This window comes from Achromobacter sp. Marseille-Q0513 (assembly GCF_018195695.1).
In the GTDB taxonomy this organism is placed as follows: Bacteria; Pseudomonadota; Gammaproteobacteria; order Burkholderiales; family Burkholderiaceae_B; genus Achromobacter.
The window spans coordinates 1-16,213 of record NZ_JAGTJY010000142.1; the positions used below are offsets into that span (position 1 = coordinate 1).

Genomic DNA, 16,213 nt, shown 5'->3' on the forward strand with positions numbered 1-16,213 from the left:
GACTCCAGGGGCGCGAGAGGGCTCGCTTTTAAAGATGTATTAATAATACATCTTTAAAACAGCCTCCCGCAAATCCATGGCGGCCCTGCCCGCCCGGGCCTCGTCCGCCCATCCCGCGGGCGTGCGGACCGGCGCCGCGCGTGAGTCTTACGGGGATTTGGCGTACTGAGCCAGTCCATGGCCGAAGGACCAGTTCTCCTTCGCGACCTCGACGATATTCACGAACACGTCCTCTCCCCGAAGGCCGGGGCTCTCGCCCAGCAATTCCGCGATCCGCCGGAACAGCGCCTTCTTCTGATCCAGGCCGCGCGTGTTGTTGGCCGTGATCTGGATGAACACCAGATCGTCGCTGCGCGCGATGTTCATATAGGTCGCGCCGTAGCGGAAGTTCGCCGCCTCGTGCTCCGTGATGGTCATGAACTGGTCGTCTTCCGGCACGTTGAAGGTTTCCCGCAACGCGCGGTAAACGCCGTCGAAGAGGGCCTGCCGGTAGGCTTCCGGCTTTCCGGCGCGCAAGGCGATGTGCACGAGTGGCATGGTGAATTCCTCGGTGGGTTGTAGACCCGATCCATACTAGTTATTCTTTTTCCTTATTCATACTTATATCAGTCATTAAGGCTCAAAATGAATGAGCGCTCGCTGGACCTGGACACCGTCAAGGCCTTCATCCGCATCGCCGAGCTGGGCAGCTTCACGCTGGCGGCGGATTCGCTGCGCATGACGCAGGCCGCGGTCAGCCTGAAGCTCAAGCGGCTCGAAGACCGGCTCGGCTTCCGGCTGGTCGAGCGCACGCCCCGGCACGTGGAGCTGTCGGCGCGCGGCGCCGGTTTTCTTGAGCACGCCCGGGAACTCATGGCGGCGCATGAGCGCGCGCTCGCCCTGTCGGTCGAAACGCGGCAGCGCCTGACCATCGGCATCAGCGACCACGTGGCCGGCCCGGAGCTGCCCGCGCTGATCGCGCGCATGAATGCGCAGGATCCCGAACTCCTGATCGAAATCCGCATCGGCTCCTCGGGCGACCTGCTGCAAAGCTATGACCGGCGGGAGCTGGACGCCGTGATCGCGCGCCTGCACGCCGGCCGCGACGACGGCAAGGTGCTGGCCGAGGAACAGCTGGGCTGGTTCGCGGCGCCGCACTGGCAGCATCGCGCGGACGAGCCGCTGCCGCTGGCCACGCTCGCCGAGCCCTGCGGCGTGCGCGCGCTGGCGGCCAAGCGGCTGGACGAGTCGGCGGTGCCGTGGCGCGAGGTCTTCGTCGGCGGCGGCGTGGCGGCGGTCGCGGCGGCCGTCATGGCCGGGCTGGGCGTGGCCGCGCTGGCGCCCCGCATGCTGCCGTTCGGCGTCGTCGATGTCGGCCCCCGGCTGCGGCTGCCCGAGATGCCGCGCCTGCCGGTGCTGCTGCACACGCGCGCCAGGGGCGGCCGCCCCCAGCAGGCGCTCGCCGCGCTGTCGGCGGCGTTCCAGGGCGCGATACGCGGCTAACGCGCCGTCCCGCACACAGGCCGCGCGCATTCCCTTTGCCGCCCGAGTCCTGGCTCCAGCCCGGTTTACACTCACGGTTTCGTCGCAACACACCACAAAGGTTCATCCATGAGCACCGCTACGCTCAAGACCCGACTCTCCGATTCCGTCAAGGAAGCCATGCGCGCCAAGGCCTCCGAACGCCTGACCACGCTGCGATTCCTGCTGGCCGCCGTCAAGCAGAAGGAAGTGGACGAACGCCGCGACCTGAACGACGCCGAGATCACCGCCATCATCGAAAAGCAGGTCAAGCAGCGCCGCGAGTCCATCGCCGCCTTCGAGCAGGCCGGCCGCACCGAGACCGCCGAGCAGGAAAAGGCCGAGCTGGCCGTGCTGCAGGAATTCCTGCCTCAGGCCGCCACGCCCGAGGAAGTGGCCGCCGCCATCGACGCCGCGCTGGCCGAAGTGGCCGCGCAGGGCGTCACCGGCGCGCCCGCGATGGGCAAGGTCATGGCGCTGCTGAAGCAGTCGCTGGCCGGCCGCGCCGACATGACGGCGCTGTCGCAACAAGTGAAAAGTAGGTTGTAACCCCCCCCCCGAAGCGCTGCGCGCTTCCCCCCAGGGGGCGCCACTACGGACCGGCAAAGCCGGCTCCGTGTGGCCCCGATTGGGGGCACTGTCTCAGGTTAGGGGCACTGTCTCAGGTTGGGGGCACTGTCCCTGGTTGGGGGCACCGTCTCAGATTGGGTTGTGGCGCTTTAGAAGGCGCCGCCGAACAGGTCCGGCTGGCGGGACTGTTCCTGGGGGTCGGCGAAGTTGCTCATGCCGACGCCGGCCAGCCGGTACAGCGTCTGTGGCGGCAGGTCCACCCGTTCGCACAGCAGCCTCGCGATCGTCGCCAGTTCCTCGGCCGATGAGGGCGGATTGGCGCTGGTCAGGCTGCGCGTCAGGATGCGGAAGCGGTCGGTCTTGAGCTTGAGCACCACGGTGCGCCCCAGCGCGCCCTTCTTCAGCGCCTGGTCCCAGACCTTGCCCGCCATGCGGTCGATGGCCTCGCCCAGCGCCTCCAGCCGCACATCTTCCGAAAATGTGGTTTCCGCCGACACCTGCTGCACCTGCTGGTCGGCGTCGACCTCGCGCTCGTCGATGCCGCGCGCCAGTTCGTAGAGCCGGCGGCCATAGCGGCCGAAATAGTGCTCCAGCTCCTGTACCTCGTGCGTGGCCAGGTCGCCCACGGTCTGGATGCCCAGCTGCTCCAGCCGCGCCTGCGTCACCTTGCCCACGCCCGGCACCTTGCGCACCGGCAGCGGCGCCAGGAAATCCAGCACCTTCGAGGGCCGGATGACGAACAGGCCGTCGGGCTTGTTCCAGTCGGAGGCGATCTTGGCCAGGAACTTGTTGGGCGCCACGCCGGCCGAGGCGGTCAGCCCGGTTTCCTGGCGGATCTGGTGGCGGATGACCTGCGCGACCTCGGTGGCGGACGGCAGCCCGCCCTTGTTGACGGTCACGTCCAGATAGGCCTCGTCCAGCGACAGCGGCTCGATCAGGTCGGTATGGCGCGCGTAGATCTGGCGCACCTGGCGCGAGACTTCGCGGTAGCGGTTGAAATCGGGCGGCACGTAGACCGCCTGCGGACAGAGCCGCTGCGCGCGCACCGCCGACATGGCCGAATGCACGCCGAAGCGCCGCGCCTCGTACGAGGCCGCGCAGACCACCGAGCGCGGTCCGGTCCAGGCCACGACCACGGGCAGGCCGCGCAGCGCGGGGTTGTCGCGCTGTTCCACGGAAGCGTAGAACGCGTCCATGTCGATATGTACGATCTTGCGCAAAGGCTCGGGCATGGTCGGTGATCGAACGCGGAATGAGAACGGGCGGAGCATGGCGCGCGCGGGCGCCGCAAAAAATATATTATGACCGCGAATCCCGCCTGCTTCCCTCTCCCCGTACCGGCCCATGACCGCAACCGCCCCGCAAGACTATTTCGGCCTGACCATTCCCTTCATGGACTACATCGGGCTGGTCCCCGAGCAGATCGCGCCTGCCTATGCCCGCACCTCGCTGCCCTGGCGCCGCGACCTGACCAACAGCCGCGGCGACGTCCACGGCGGCACGCTGATGAGCGTGCTGGACTTCACGCTCAGCGCCGCCGCGCGCGGCTCGGCCGACGGCACCGAGGGCATGGCCACCATCGACATGAACACCACTTTCCTGTCGCCCGGCACGGGCGACCTGGTGATCGAGGCGCGCTGCCTGCGCCGTGGCGCGTCGATCGCCTTCTGCGAGGGCGACGTGCGCGACAAGAACGGCGAACTGGTGGCGCGCGCCACGGCGACCTTCAAGATCGTCCGCCGCCGACCCGGCGGCGACTGAGTCGACCCAGCCTATTTCTTCGGCGCCGGCGCCTGCGGCTGCGGATCGCGCGGCATGAAGGAACTGCAGGACACCAGGTTGTAGGACACGGCGTCCTTCATGGCGCGCAGCGCCTCCACGTCCCAGGTGCCCTTGCCCCAGACCACGATGCGCACGTCGGTGCTCTTGTCGCCGGCGGCCTTGACGTTCACGCGCGTCATCTCGGTGTCGGCGAAGGGCGCCAGCACGCGGATCTCGCCCGAGCGCGAGGCCTCGTCCAGGCTGGGCACCACGCGGTAGGCATTGTCGGTGCTGCGCAGGCAGGCATTGGCCTGCCGGATGGCCGCGTCGTAGGCGTCCTTGTAGTTCACCGCCGCCTTGAATTCGGTGTGGGGCGACGAACCGTCGCCCGAGATGCCCACCGAGCAGCCGGCAAGGCCGAGCGCCAGCGCGCAGGCGACCAGATTCCTGTACATAAGTCTCTCCAGATTGATAGGCGCGATTATCACGCAAACCGGCCCGGCGCAGAAACCGGGCTGGCGCCGGCCCCGTCCCACCCTCGCAACCGGCCGGTTCGACACCTCCGGCGCGGCTATGGCATGATCGAACGCGCCGCCGGCGCTATGCGCGCCCCCTACCTCGCGGCCGCGCCCCGCCCGCCGGGGCCGCCGGCCGCGAGGGCACGGAAATCCATGGAGATCCCATCTTGATTTCGTTCATGAAGCACACCCTTTTCGCCGCCAGCATCCTGGGCGCCTCGCTGGGCGCCAGCGCCGCGCAGCCGCCGCGCTATCCGCTCAAGGACTTCTTCCGCAACCCCGAGCGCGGCTACTTCCGCCTGTCCGAAGACGGCAAGACGCTGGGCTTCATGCAGCCGGCCAGCACGGACGGCAGCCCGGCGCGCATGAACATCTTCGTGCAGCCGCTGAACGGCAGCGCGCTCGTGGGCGAGCCGCGCAAGCTCACCAGCGAAACCGCGCGCGACATCAGCAATTTCTTCTGGAAAGGCCCCGACGTGGTGCTCTACCAGAAGGACTTCGGCGGCGACGAGAACTTCCACGTCCTGGCGGTGGACGCCAAGACCGGCAAGGTCACCGACCTGACGCCCTATGACAACGTGCGCGCCAGCATCATCGACGACCTGGAGGACGATCCGGACCACGTGCTGGTCACGCACAACCAGCGCGATCCGCAGGTCTTCGACGTGTACCGCGTCAACGTGCGCAGCGGCGCCGCCGAGCTGGTGGCGCGCAATCCCGGCAACATCGTCGGCTGGCAGACCGACCATGCCGGCAAGCTGCGCGCCGCCGTCGCCAGCGACGGCCTGAACACCACCCTGCTCTACCGCGACGACGAGGCCGCCGAATTCCGGCCGCTGATCACCACCGACTACCGCACCAGCGTCCATCCGGCCTTCTTCACCTTCGACGACAAGAAGCTCTACGCCCAGTCCAACCGAGGCCGCGACAAGCTGGCGCTGGTTGTCATCGACCCGGCCAGGCCCGATGTCGAGGAAGAAATCTACGCGCCGCAGGAAGTCGACCTGGACGCGGCCGCCTATTCGCGCAAGCGCCGCGTGCTGACCCTGGCCGTCTACCAGACCGACAAGCCGCAGTACAAGTTCTTCGACGCCCAGACCGAAACGCTGTTCAAGAAGCTGACGGCCAAGCTGCCCGGCTACGACCTGGCGCTGCAGGGCTCGAACCGCGATGAGAACAAGTTCATCGTCGCCGCCTACAACGACCGCACGCCGGGCTCGCGCTACCTGTACGACGCCGCCTCGGACACGCTGAGCAAGCTGGCCGACCTGAACCCGTCGCTGCCCGAATCAGGCATGGCGCGCGTGCAGCCGATCAGCTACCAGAGCCGCGACGGCCTTACCATCCACGGCTACCTGACGCTGCCGGCTGGCCGCGATCCGAAGAACCTGGCGTGCATCGTCAATCCGCACGGCGGCCCCTGGGCGCGCGACGGCTGGGGCTACAACCCCGAAGTGCAATTCCTGGCCAACCGTGGCTTCTGCGTGCTGCAGATGAACTTCCGAGGCTCGACCGGCTATGGCCGCCGCTTCTGGGAAGCCGGCTTCGGCCAGTGGGGCCTGAAGATGCAGGACGACATCAGCGATGGCGTGGCCTGGCTGGTCAAGCAGGGCATTGCCGATCCGAAGCGCGTGGGCATCTACGGCGCCAGCTACGGCGGCTACGCCACCCTGGCCGGCGTGGCCTTCACGCCCGACCTGTACGCGGCGGCGGTGGACTACGTGGGCGTGTCCAACCTGTTCACCTTCATGCAGACCATCCCGCCCTATTGGAAGCCGATGCTGGCCAAGATGCAGGACATGGTGGGCGACCCCGTGCGCGACAAGGACCGCCTGGCCGCGACCTCGCCGGCGCTGCACGCGGACCGCATCAAGACGCCGCTGTTCGTGGCCCAGGGCGCCAAGGATCCGCGCGTCAACAAGGACGAAAGCGACCAGATGGTCAAGGCGCTGAAGGCGCGCGGCGTCAACGTGGAATACATGGTCAAGGACAACGAGGGCCACGGCTTCCACAACGACGAGAACAAGTTCGAGTTCTACGAGGCCATGGAGAAGTTCCTGCTCCAGCACCTCAAGCCGTAGTCGTCTTCGATCCCGCGGGGCTGGCCGCGACGGCCGCATTGGCGGCTTCCGCCCCGCCCTGCGCCGTCCAGTCCCAGGTCGCGGCCGCGCCGAAACCGACCGAGCCGCCGGTTTCCACCCGGTCGCGGCCCAGTTCCTTGGCGCGGTACAACGCCACGTCGGCGCGCGCCAGGATGCCGTCCGCGGTATCGCCGCGCCGGTACGAGGCCAGCCCGCCGCTGACGGTCATCCTGATCTCGCCGTCCACGATATGCAGCGGCGCGTCGCGCAGCGCATCGCACACGCGCTGCGCCTGCACCAGCGCGCTGGCCGGCTCGCAGTCGTACATCAGCAGCACGAATTCCTCGCCGCCCAGGCGGCCGAAACGGTCGCTGGCGCGCACCGCGCGCTGCACCACCCGCGCGAAATGCCGCAGCGCCTGGTCGCCGGTGGCGTGGCCATGGCGATCGTTGATCGCCTTGAAGAAATCGATGTCCAGCAACAGCACCACCAGCCGACCGTCATTGCGCTCGCAGCGCCTGAGCTCGTGCTGCAACTCGTCCATGATGCTGCGCCGCGAGTACGCCCGCGTCAGGCTGTCGAAGGTCAGCGCCTCCTGCATGCGCTCGGACATCCGGGTCTGCACCAGCAGCAGCAACGCCAGGAACAGCGCCGGCACGGTCACCGAGCCGCCGACGATGAAGAACAGAGCCCAGGGCGTGGGATGCAGCATCGAGCCGGGCGCTTCCCAGCCCAGGCCGTAGACCAACACGCGCAGCAGGTGCAGCGCCGCCAATCCAAGGATCGACAGCAGCAGGTACAGCGCCACGCCGCGCGTGCGGATCTGCCTGCGCCCGTCGAAGATCACACAGGCCGTGGCGACCATGCCCACGCAGGTGATCACGGAAAACAGCACGATGCGCGCGGCCACCCGATCGTGCCCGTACAGCATGGCCGCCATCGCCACGATGCACAGCGCCGCCAGGGTGGCGCTGCGCCACACCTGCGGATGCAGCCCGAAGAACTGCCGCACGCCCACATAGACCAGGGCCAGCGCGCTGACCCAGGCGGTGTTGGAGACCATCACGGTCGCGTTCAGCGGCAGGAAGCTGCCTGCCGCGTATACCAGCAACGACACCACCGTCAACGCATTGGCCAGCATGAATGCCCGCACGCCGGGCGCGCCGCTGGCGTGAAACGGCAGCAACAGCGGCAAGGCCAGCGCGGTCGCCAGGCCCCACATCAGGAAGAACAGAGAAGTTGTCATGGTGATTGCCAAGCGGAACGTCGGGTTCCGGAGGCCTTAGGGAATCGCTGTTTCACTGGGTTCGTTTCCCCGCGCGTGCCGCTGCGAGGGGGATGGGCAATCCCCGCCGCCTGGTCGCCAGCCGCGATACGCGGCCCGATTGCGAAAGGCGTTACATGCATCCATTTTTGACGCTTTTTGTTACCTGCACGGCGAAAAGAAACCACGCGCACAAAGCCTGAACAGGCCGCACATCCGTCCGCCCTGAACCTTTAAGTCCCTGGAAACAAGCAGCAATCCCGGGATGCTGAGAAGCATACGCCAGGCCGTTGGCCCGTGGCTGCCCGTTTGCAGTAATTGACAGTCTCTTTCCACGAAACATCCTAAAGTTGCGACTATCGACGGCGCCGACGAAAGCGCCGCGATCACGCCCTACGGGCGTGGCGCGTACTAGCCATGCACTCCGATCGCGCGAGTGCGAAGGTCCCCGTAGCGGGCGCCGCGCATCAAGAAATCCACTGTTCACTTCCGACGCCAGCGCGCACCGCGCGGGCGCGAGCGCTTTCGGCCATGCCGTGGGCGCAAGCCTGGACGGCCTTTTGGGCCGGCCGGCGGCTGGCCGCCCTGGCGGCGCGGACGTGGACGCCTTATGTCGCAACTGCGGATTTACAGATGCACAAGAAGAATGGAAGACACTTGCCGCCGGCGCCTCGCGAGGCCGCGGCATTCCCCCGGCTTCGCGGGCCGGCCGCCCTGCCGCCAGCCCGCCTGCGGCGCGGCCTGGCCGCCGCCTGCGCCGCCCTGGCTCCCCTGCTCACCCCCGCGCCTGCCCAGGCCGGCGACGACTACGACGCCCTGATCCTGCGCGCGCGCGCCGGCGCCCACCACCCGGCGCTGGCCATGCTGCGCGCCCTGGGGCCGGCCGGCGGCCCGCGCGCCATCCAGGACCGCATCCTGATCGCCGGCTGGGCCGGCCGGCCCGACGAGGTGGCGCAGGCCTACGCGCAACTGCCCGCCGGCGCGCAGCCGCCCGCCGACGTGCGCTTGGCCGTGGCGCGCGCGCTGCGCGACCTGCGCCGCTGGCCGGAAGCGCTGGCGCAGTTCCGCGCCGGCATGCGCGCCTATCCGTCCCAGCCCGCCTTCGCTGCCGGCATCGCCATGACGCTGGCGGACGCCGGCCAGCTCGACGAAGCGCTCGCCGCCGGCGAAGAGCTGGTGCGCGCCCGACCCCGGGACGCGGACGCCCGCCTGGCCCTGGCCTATGTCCATGCGCGCAGGAATACGCCGTTTGAAGCGTTGTACGAGACCGACCGCGCGCGCGACCTGGCGCCCGGCGCCGCCTACGTGGAACGCGAGTACGTGTTCGCCTTGCAGCGCGCTCGCATGGCCGGCCCTGCGCTGGAGCACGCCACGCGCCGGCCCGAGCTGTACACGGAAGCGCAGATGCGCCGGCTGCAGGCCGACGCGCTGGCCGAGCAGGTGCGCCTGGCCTCGATGCCGACGCGCAACGAGGCCGACAGGTTCGCCATCGCCGATCGCGTCCTGGCGCACTACGACGCGCTGATCCCGGCCTGGTCGACACAGGGCGACGAGACCCGCGACGATGTCATCCGGGCGCGCATCGACCGCCTGCACGCGCTGCACGCCCGCTATCGCATGCGCGATCTGGCGAACGAGTATGAGGCGCTGCGCGCCGAAGGAGTGGCCGTGCCGCGCTACGCGCTGGGCGATGTCGCTTCCGCCTATCTGTACCTGCGCCAGCCGGAACAGGCCGCCGCCATCTATCAGCAGGCGGCCCAGGCCGAGGAAAGCCACGACGACGATCCAGTGGACCGGCTCGGCAACCAGACCGGCCGCTACTACTCGCTGGCCGAGGCCGAGGATTTCGACGGCGCCTCGCAAGTCATGGACGAAACCCGCGAGGGCTATCCGGCCTGGGTCTACGTCAAGGGCCAACCCATGCGCATCCCCAACGACCTGCACCTGCAAAGCATGCAGGTCGACGCCGGCGCGCGGCTGCAGGCCGACGATACGCCCGAGGCCCAGGCGCGCCTGGAAGGCATGGCGCGCAACGCCCCCAACAACTCCACGCTCAAGAGCGAGCTGGCCGCGCTGTACCGCGCCCGCTCGCTGCCGCGCGCCTCGGAACGGACGCTGAAAATGGCCGAGACGTTGACGCCGCGCAACATCGGCGTGGAGAACGGCCAGGGCTTCACCGCCCTGGCCCTGCAGGAATGGCGCCAGGCCGAGGCGCTCAGCCAGGACACGCTGGCGCGCGCGCCCGAGAACCAGCTGTCGCGCCGCCTGGCGCGCGAATGGGCGGTCCACGACAAGGCCGAGCTGCGCATCAGCGGCTACCGTGGCCTGGCCTCAGACAGCCCGGTGTCGGGCAGCGGCGATTTCGGCATCGACGCGGTGGTCTATACGCCGCCGCTGGACTACAACTGGCGCGGCTTCGCCGGCGGCGGCTACGCCAATGGCGACTTCGAGGAAGGCCGCGGCACCTACCGCTGGGCGCGCGCCGGCGCGCAATGGCGCGGCCGCGATCTGACGGTCGAGGGCGAAGTGTCCGCCAACCAGTACGGCCACGGCGCCAGGACCGGCCTGCGCCTGTCGGCCGCCTACGACCTGGACGACCACTGGCAGATCGGCGGCTCGGCCGAACGGCTGTCGCGCGACACGCCGCTGCGCGCGCTGGCCAGCGGCGTGTCGTCCAACGGCATGTCGGCCTATGCGCGCTGGCGCGCGCACGAGCGCAGCGAATGGACGCTGCGGCTCTCGCCCTCGCGCTTTTCCGACGGCAACCAGCGCTGGGCGCTGGGCCTGGACGGCCGCGAGCGGATCCACACCACGCCGCACCTGAAGACCGACCTGACGCTGGAACTGTCCTCGCAGCGCAACAGCCTGGACGCGGAACGCCCCTACTTCAACCCCCGCTCGGACCTGATGGTCCTGCCCGGCCTGCGGCTGACGCACACGCTGCACCGCCGCTACGAAAACGCCTGGGAACAGATCGGCACGCTGGGCGCCGGCGCCTACACGCAGCAGGGCTATGGCACCGGCGGCGTGGTCGCGCTGGGCTATGGCCAGCGCTACCGCGCCAACGACGTGCTCGACATGGGCGCCATGGTGACCGGCATCAGCCGGCCCTATGACGGCCGGCGCGAGCGCGAGCTGCGCATCACGTTCGATCTTGCCTACCGCTTTTGAAGATGGGACCCACCCCCGCAGCGCTACGCGCTCCCCCCTCAAGGGGGCGCCGCGGCGGACCGGCAAAGCCGGCTCCGCGCGGCCCCGACGAGGCTGTGCCATGGAGAACTGAATTGCTTGAACTTCGATTCCCCCGATTGTTTTTCGCGGGCCTGCTGCTGCTGGCCACGCTGCTCCTGGGCGCCTGCGCCAAGGACATCCCCGTCTACGTCCCGCCGTCCGAGCGGCCGGTGGCCCCGGTCGACCGACCCTGGGTGCAGGGCCAGTTCCTGACGCTGGCCTACCACGACGTGGAGGATGAAGACCCCGACCAGGGCTTTCTCAGCGTGCGCACCGACCGGCTGGTCGACCAGCTGAACTGGCTGCGCGAGAACGGCTACCAGGCCGTCTCGGTGGACCAGATCCTGGCCGCCCGCCAGCCCGGCGGCAAGCCGCTGCCCGAGCGCGCCGTGCTGCTGAGCTTCGACGACGGCTACCGCAGCTTCCTGACCCGCGTGCTGCCCATCCTCAAGGCCTACGGCTGGCCGGCGGTGCTGGCGCCGGTCGGCACGTGGATGGACACGCCGGCCGACAGGAAGGTCGATTTCGGCGGCAACATGCAGCCGCGCGGCCGCTTCCTGGACTGGAACGACGTGCGCGAGATCTCGCGTTCCGGCCTGGTGGAGATCGCCGCCCACACCGACGCCTCGCACTACGGCGCGCTGGCCAATCCCCAGGGCAACACCGAGCCCGCCGCCGCCGTGCGCAAGTACGACGCGCGCGACGGCCGCTACGAGAACGAGGCCGGCTTCGAGCAACGCATGGGCCGCGACGTGACCGCCATCAGCGACAAGATCCGCCGCGCCACCGGCAAGGCCCCGCGCGTCTGGGTCTGGCCCTATGGCGCCGAGGGCGGCACCACGCTGCGCATCGCCGGCGAACAGGGCTACCAGATGGCGCTGACGCTGGAAGACGGCCCCAGCCGCGTGGCGCGGCTCATGTCCACGCCGCGCATGCTGTTGGCCAACGACCCCACGATCCGGCATTTCGCCAGCAGCGTGGCCAGCATCGAGACGGTGCCGGCGATGCGCGTCGCGCACGTGGACCTGGACTACATCTACGATCCCGATCCGGCGCAGACCGACCGCAACCTGGGCGAGCTGGTGCAGCGCATCGTGGACATGCAGATCAACACGGTGTTCCTGCAGGCCTACGCCGACCCGCAAGCCGACGGCCTGGTGCGCTCGGTGTACTTCCCGAACCGCTGGCTGCCGATGCGGGCCGACCTGTTCAACCGCGTCGCCTGGCAGCTGCACAACCGCGCCGACGTGTTCGTCTATGCCTGGATGCCGGTGCTGGCGCTGGACCTGGACCCGTCGATCGCCCGCGTGGTCCGCTGGGATCCGAAACAGCCCGAGGCCGCGCCCGCGCCGGACCCGGACCTGTACCGCCGCCTGTCGCCGTTCGACCCAGTCGCGCGCCAGCGCATCGGCGACCTGTACGAAGACCTGGCGCGCCATGCCTTCTTCGACGGCATCCTGTTCCACGATGACGCGATGCTGGGCGACTTCGAGGACGCCGGCCCGGCGGCGCTGGCCGCGTACCGAAAGGCCGGCCTGCCCGGCAGCATCGCCGCGCTGCGCGCCGATCCCGAGACGATGCAGCGCTGGACCCGCTACAAGAGCCGCCACCTGGTCGATTTCACCACTGAACTCGCCGAGCGCGCCCGCGCCGTGCGCGGCCCGCGCATCAAGACCGCCCGCAACCTGTACGCCGAGCCGCTGCTCAACCCCGCCAGCGAAGCCTGGTTCGCGCAGAACCCCGACGACTTCCTCGATGCCTACGACTGGACCGCGCCCATGGCCATGCCGTACATGGAAAACGTGCCGGCGGGTCAGGAACTGGCCTGGCTGGACCGCATCGTCGACGCGGTGGCCAGGCGCCGCCCGGACGCGCTGGACCGGACCGTGTTCGAGCTGCAGGCCGTCGATTGGCGCACCGGCCCCGGCCGACCCAAGCCCACGCCCGTCGACACCGCGACGCTGGCCGGCTGGATGCAGCGCCTGCAACTGCGCGGCGCGCGCAGCTTCGGCTACTACCCCGACGATTTCTCGCAAGACCAGCCCCGGCTGCAAGGCATCCGGCCCGCCATCTCCGAAGCGTGGTTCCCCATCCGATGATCGACCGTCTTCTCGCCCTGCTCATCCTGTGCGCGGTGCTGAGCGCGCCCTTCGGCTTCGCCCTGGTGCTGACCAGCCAGGCGCTGCTGGGATTCGTGTTCTTCTACCCGCTGTTCATGTCCGGCCTGTGGATGGCCGGCGGCCTGTACTACTGGTGGCACTGGGAGCGCCACTGGGCCTGGGGCGCGCGCCGCGAACCGCCTGCCCTGACCGGCAATCCGCTGGTTTCCATCCTGGTGCCCTGCTACAACGAGGCCGACAACGGCCAGGACACGCTGCTGGCCGCGCTGAACCAGAACTATCCCCACATCGAGGTCATCGCCATCAACGACGGCTCCAGCGACGGCACGGCGCAGATGCTGGACCGCCTGGCCGCGCAACACGAGCGGCTGCGCGTGGTGCACCTGGCGCAGAACCAGGGCAAGGCCATGGCGCTGCGCATGGGCGCGCTGGCGGCCCGCAGCGAGTACCTGGTCTGCATCGACGGCGACGCCATGCTGGATCCGGACGCCGCCGCCTACCTGGTGGCGCCGCTGATCGACAACCCGCGCGTGGGCGCGGTCACGGGCAATCCGCGCATCCGCACGCGCTCCACGCTGATCGGCCGCATCCAGGTGGGCGAATTCTCGTCCATCATCGGCCTGATCAAGCGCACGCAGCGGGTCTACGGCCAGGTGTTCACCGTGTCCGGCGTGGTGGCGGCGTTCCGCCGCACGGCGCTGGACCGGGTCGGCTACTGGAGCCTGGACATGATCACCGAGGACATCGACATCAGCTGGAAGCTGCAGCGCGACCACTGGTCGATCTTCTATGAACCGCGCGGCCTGTGCTGGATCCTGATGCCCGAGACGCTGCGCGGGCTGTGGAAGCAGCGGCTGCGCTGGGCCCAGGGCGGCGCCGAGGTTTTCCTGAAGAACCTGCGCTCGATCTGGAACTGGCGCCACCGCCGGCTGTGGCCGCTGATGGCGGAATTCTGCCTGTCCACGGCCTGGTCCTTCGCCTTCGCCATCTCGGTGCTGCTGTGGCTGGTCAGCCAGGTCGTCGCGCTGCCCAACAACATGCACATCGCCAGCCTGCTGCCGCCGGCCTTCACCGGCATGATGCTGGCGGTGGTCTGCCTGTTGCAGTTCGCCGTCAGCATCCTGATCGACCGCCGCTACGAGCCCGGGCTGGCGCGCTCGCTCTACTGGGTCATCTGGTATCCGCTCGCCTACTGGATGGTGAGCCTGCTCACCACGCTGGTGAGCTTTCCCAAGGTCATGCTGCGCAGGCAGGTCCGCCGCGCGCGCTGGACCAGTCCCGATCGCGGCATCAAATCCAAGGAGGCATCATGATAATCACCACGCGCCGGTCCCGCGCCGGCTACCTGTTCGACCTGCTGCTCACGGCCGGAGGCTGGTTCGCCTTCGTCTATCTGTTCGGCGCCGGCATCCTCGCCATCCTGCGCGGGGCCGCCGGCGGGCCCGCGACCTCGCTGTGGGCGGTGTTCCTGCCCACGGCCAACACGCTGTGGGGCTACGCCGCGCTGGCGCTGGCCAATGCCGCGGCGCTGGTGGCCTGGGCGCTCTACAACCACCGGCGCTACGCCGGCAAGGACCGCCGCCGCCGGGCGCCCGCCGTCGGCGACGCCCAGCTGGCGCGCAGCTTCACCGTCGCGCCCGCGCAATTGCAGCAGCTGCGCCGCGCCCGCGTCGCCGTCATCCATCATGGCGACGGCGGCGAGATCATCGGCATCGAACCGGCCCGCGCGCAGCTGCGCAGCGTGGCCTGAAACCGCGAGCGGGCCCGGGCCGCACGGACCCGGGCCCGCCCGCGCCAACGCCTCTCAGGCGCGCTTGCCGCCCATCTTCGGCAGCAGGATCGCCACCACGCCCAGCAGCGGCAGATAGGCGCAGACCTGATAGACATAGCCGATGCTGGTGGCGTCGGCCAGCCGGCCCAGCGCGGCCGCGCCCAGCCCGCCCATGCCGAACGACAGGCCGAAGAACAGGCCCGCGATCATGCCGACCTTGCCCGGCACCAGCTCCTGCGCATAGACCACGATGGCCGAGAAGGCCGAGGCCAGCACCGCGCCGATGATCACCACCAGCACCGCTGTCCAGAACAGGTTGGCGTGCGGCAGCATCAGCGTGAATGGCGCCACGCCCAGGATCGACACCCAGATCACGATCTTGCGGCCGATGCGGTCGCCCACCGGACCGCCCACCACCGTGCCCACGGCCACGGCCGCCAGGAACAGGAACAGGTATAGCTGCGCCTCGCGCGTCGACAGGCCGAACTTGTCGATCAGGTAGAAGGTGAAATAGCTGTTCAGGCTGGCCAGGTAGAAATACTTGGAGAACACCAGCACGCCCAGCACCGCCAGCGCCGCCAGCACGCGCTTGCGCGGCAGCTCCACCGCCGCGCCGTCGCGCCGCGCGCGCGGCTTCAGGCGGGCGCGGTTGGCGCTGTACCAGCGGCCGATGCCGGTCAGCACCACGATGCCGAACAGCGCCGCCAGCGAGAACCAGGCCACGCTGCGCTGCCCGTGCGGAATGATGAACAGCGCCGCCAACAGCGGCCCCAGCGCCGAGCCGACGTTGCCGCCAACCTGGAACAGCGATTGCGCCAGGCCGTGGCGTCCGCCCGAGGCCATGCGCGCCACGCGCGAGGACTCGGGATGGAACACCGACGAGCCGGTGCCCACCAGCACCGCCGCCACCAGCAGCCAGCCAAAGGTCGGCGCCACCGACAGCAGCAGCAGGCCGGCCAGCGTGAAGCCCATGCCCACCGGCAGCGAATACGGCTTGGGGTGGCGGTCGGTGTACAGCCCGATGAAGGGCTGCAACAGCGAGGCGGCCAGCTGGTAGACCAGCGTGATCAGGCCGATCTGCGAGAACGACAGGCTGAATCCTTCCTTGAGCATCGGATAGATGGCCAGCAGGATGGACTGGATCATGTCGTTCATCAGGTGCGCCACGCTGATCGCGCCCAGCACCTTGAAGGCGGTGGAAGCGTCCTGCGCGGCGGCGTCGCGCGCGGGGCCGGGTGCCGCGACTGGGGCGGGTTCGGCGGCGACGGCGGGATTCTGGGCAGCGTTCATGTCTGGGTGGTCAGGGATCTGAAAAGGCGGGTCTGGAAAAACGGGACGTGGACGGCGAGGCCGGCCGCGCTTGCGCAAGCGCCGGCCTCTGCTTGCCAGTGTAGGAA

Annotated in this window: 13 protein-coding genes; 8 read left to right on the plus strand and 5 right to left on the minus strand. The window is 69.2% G+C overall.

All coding sequences use genetic code 11. The annotated features are described in order from the left end of the window. Positions 1-147: 147 nt before the first annotated feature. Positions 148-537, minus strand: coding sequence for a tautomerase family protein (locus KDH83_RS22835; protein ID WP_212320128.1), 390 nt, complete (start codon positions 535-537; stop codon positions 148-150). A gap of 87 nt (positions 538-624) precedes the next feature. On the opposite strand from KDH83_RS22835, the gene KDH83_RS22840 reads away from it, so the two are divergent. Then, entirely contained in the window at positions 625-1,482 is an 858-nt protein-coding gene (locus KDH83_RS22840) for a LysR substrate-binding domain-containing protein (RefSeq protein ID WP_212320130.1), read from the plus strand. Positions 1,483-1,590: 108 nt separating this feature from the next. Continuing rightward, the gene (locus tag KDH83_RS22845; RefSeq protein ID WP_103273859.1) at positions 1,591-2,049 is read left to right on the plus strand and encodes a GatB/YqeY domain-containing protein; all 459 of its coding nucleotides are present in this window, start codon (positions 1,591-1,593) and stop codon (positions 2,047-2,049) included. Positions 2,050-2,219: 170 nt separating this feature from the next. On the opposite strand, the gene dinB is transcribed toward KDH83_RS22845, so the two are convergent. After that, the gene (gene dinB / locus KDH83_RS22850; protein ID WP_212320132.1) at positions 2,220-3,302 is read right to left on the minus strand and encodes a DNA polymerase IV; all 1,083 of its coding nucleotides are present in this window, start codon (positions 3,300-3,302) and stop codon (positions 2,220-2,222) included. 112 nt (positions 3,303-3,414) lie between these two features. On the opposite strand from dinB, the gene KDH83_RS22855 reads away from it, so the two are divergent. Further along, positions 3,415-3,831 carry a PaaI family thioesterase gene (locus KDH83_RS22855; protein WP_212320134.1) on the plus strand — a complete coding sequence of 139 codons (417 nt, stop codon included), beginning with the start codon at positions 3,415-3,417 and terminating at the stop codon, positions 3,829-3,831. Positions 3,832-3,842: 11 nt separating this feature from the next. Here the strand turns inward: KDH83_RS22855 and KDH83_RS22860 are convergent, their stop codons facing one another. After that, positions 3,843-4,286: a BPTD_2524 family lipoprotein gene (locus KDH83_RS22860; protein ID WP_212320136.1), complete on the minus strand. Its 444-nt coding sequence runs from the start codon at positions 4,284-4,286 to the stop codon at positions 3,843-3,845. Between the two features lie 230 nt (positions 4,287-4,516). Between KDH83_RS22860 and KDH83_RS22865 the strand changes: the two genes are divergently transcribed. After that, positions 4,517-6,430: a S9 family peptidase gene (locus KDH83_RS22865; protein ID WP_212320138.1), complete on the plus strand. Its 1,914-nt coding sequence runs from the start codon at positions 4,517-4,519 to the stop codon at positions 6,428-6,430. Here the strand turns inward: KDH83_RS22865 and KDH83_RS22870 are convergent. Beyond that, positions 6,420-7,676: a GGDEF domain-containing protein gene (locus KDH83_RS22870; protein WP_212320140.1), complete on the minus strand. Its 1,257-nt coding sequence runs from the start codon at positions 7,674-7,676 to the stop codon at positions 6,420-6,422. The two genes, KDH83_RS22865 and KDH83_RS22870, sit on opposite strands and share 11 nt — an antisense overlap. 747 nt (positions 7,677-8,423) lie before the next feature. Between KDH83_RS22870 and pgaA the strand changes: the two genes are divergently transcribed. The 4 genes from pgaA to pgaD all read left to right on the plus strand — a co-directional run bounded on the left by pgaA (position 8,424) and on the right by pgaD (position 14,795). Further along, a complete protein-coding gene (gene pgaA, locus KDH83_RS22875) occupies positions 8,424-10,865 on the plus strand; it encodes a poly-beta-1,6 N-acetyl-D-glucosamine export porin PgaA (protein WP_249205288.1) in 2,442 nt (813 codons plus the stop codon). Between the two features lie 113 nt (positions 10,866-10,978). Beyond that, positions 10,979-13,024, plus strand: coding sequence for a poly-beta-1,6-N-acetyl-D-glucosamine N-deacetylase PgaB (pgaB, locus tag KDH83_RS22880; protein ID WP_249205287.1), 2,046 nt, complete (start codon positions 10,979-10,981; stop codon positions 13,022-13,024). Next, on the plus strand, positions 13,021-14,358 hold the full coding sequence (gene pgaC / locus KDH83_RS22885) for a poly-beta-1,6-N-acetyl-D-glucosamine synthase (RefSeq protein ID WP_212320148.1): 1,338 nt from the start codon (positions 13,021-13,023) through the stop codon (positions 14,356-14,358). Before pgaB ends, pgaC begins: the two co-directional genes overlap by 4 nt. Next, on the plus strand, positions 14,355-14,795 hold the full coding sequence (gene pgaD, locus KDH83_RS22890; protein WP_212320150.1) for a poly-beta-1,6-N-acetyl-D-glucosamine biosynthesis protein PgaD: 441 nt from the start codon (positions 14,355-14,357) through the stop codon (positions 14,793-14,795). The genes pgaC and pgaD overlap by 4 nt, the downstream gene beginning before the upstream one ends. 54 nt (positions 14,796-14,849) lie before the next feature. Here pgaD and KDH83_RS22895 read toward each other — a convergent pair whose 3' ends face one another. Then, entirely contained in the window at positions 14,850-16,106 is a 1,257-nt protein-coding gene (locus KDH83_RS22895; protein WP_212320152.1) for an MFS transporter, read from the minus strand. Positions 16,107-16,213: the final 107 nt, after the last annotated feature.

Coding starts and splice junctions, on each gene's coding strand:
- KDH83_RS22895 (WP_212320152.1), bottom strand. CDS start 16,106: ATGAACGCTGCCCAGAATCCCGCCGTCGCCGCCGAACCCGCCCCAGTC.
- KDH83_RS22870 (WP_212320140.1), bottom strand. CDS start 7,676: ATGACAACTTCTCTGTTCTTCCTGATGTGGGGCCTGGCGACCGCGCTG.
- pgaD (WP_212320150.1), top strand. CDS start 14,355: ATGATAATCACCACGCGCCGGTCCCGCGCCGGCTACCTGTTCGACCTG.
- KDH83_RS22855 (WP_212320134.1), top strand. CDS start 3,415: ATGACCGCAACCGCCCCGCAAGACTATTTCGGCCTGACCATTCCCTTC.
- KDH83_RS22840 (WP_212320130.1), top strand. CDS start 625: ATGAATGAGCGCTCGCTGGACCTGGACACCGTCAAGGCCTTCATCCGC.
- KDH83_RS22845 (WP_103273859.1), top strand. CDS start 1,591: ATGAGCACCGCTACGCTCAAGACCCGACTCTCCGATTCCGTCAAGGAA.
- KDH83_RS22835 (WP_212320128.1), bottom strand. CDS start 537: ATGCCACTCGTGCACATCGCCTTGCGCGCCGGAAAGCCGGAAGCCTAC.
- KDH83_RS22860 (WP_212320136.1), bottom strand. CDS start 4,286: ATGTACAGGAATCTGGTCGCCTGCGCGCTGGCGCTCGGCCTTGCCGGC.
- dinB (WP_212320132.1), bottom strand. CDS start 3,302: ATGCCCGAGCCTTTGCGCAAGATCGTACATATCGACATGGACGCGTTC.
- pgaC (WP_212320148.1), top strand. CDS start 13,021: ATGATCGACCGTCTTCTCGCCCTGCTCATCCTGTGCGCGGTGCTGAGC.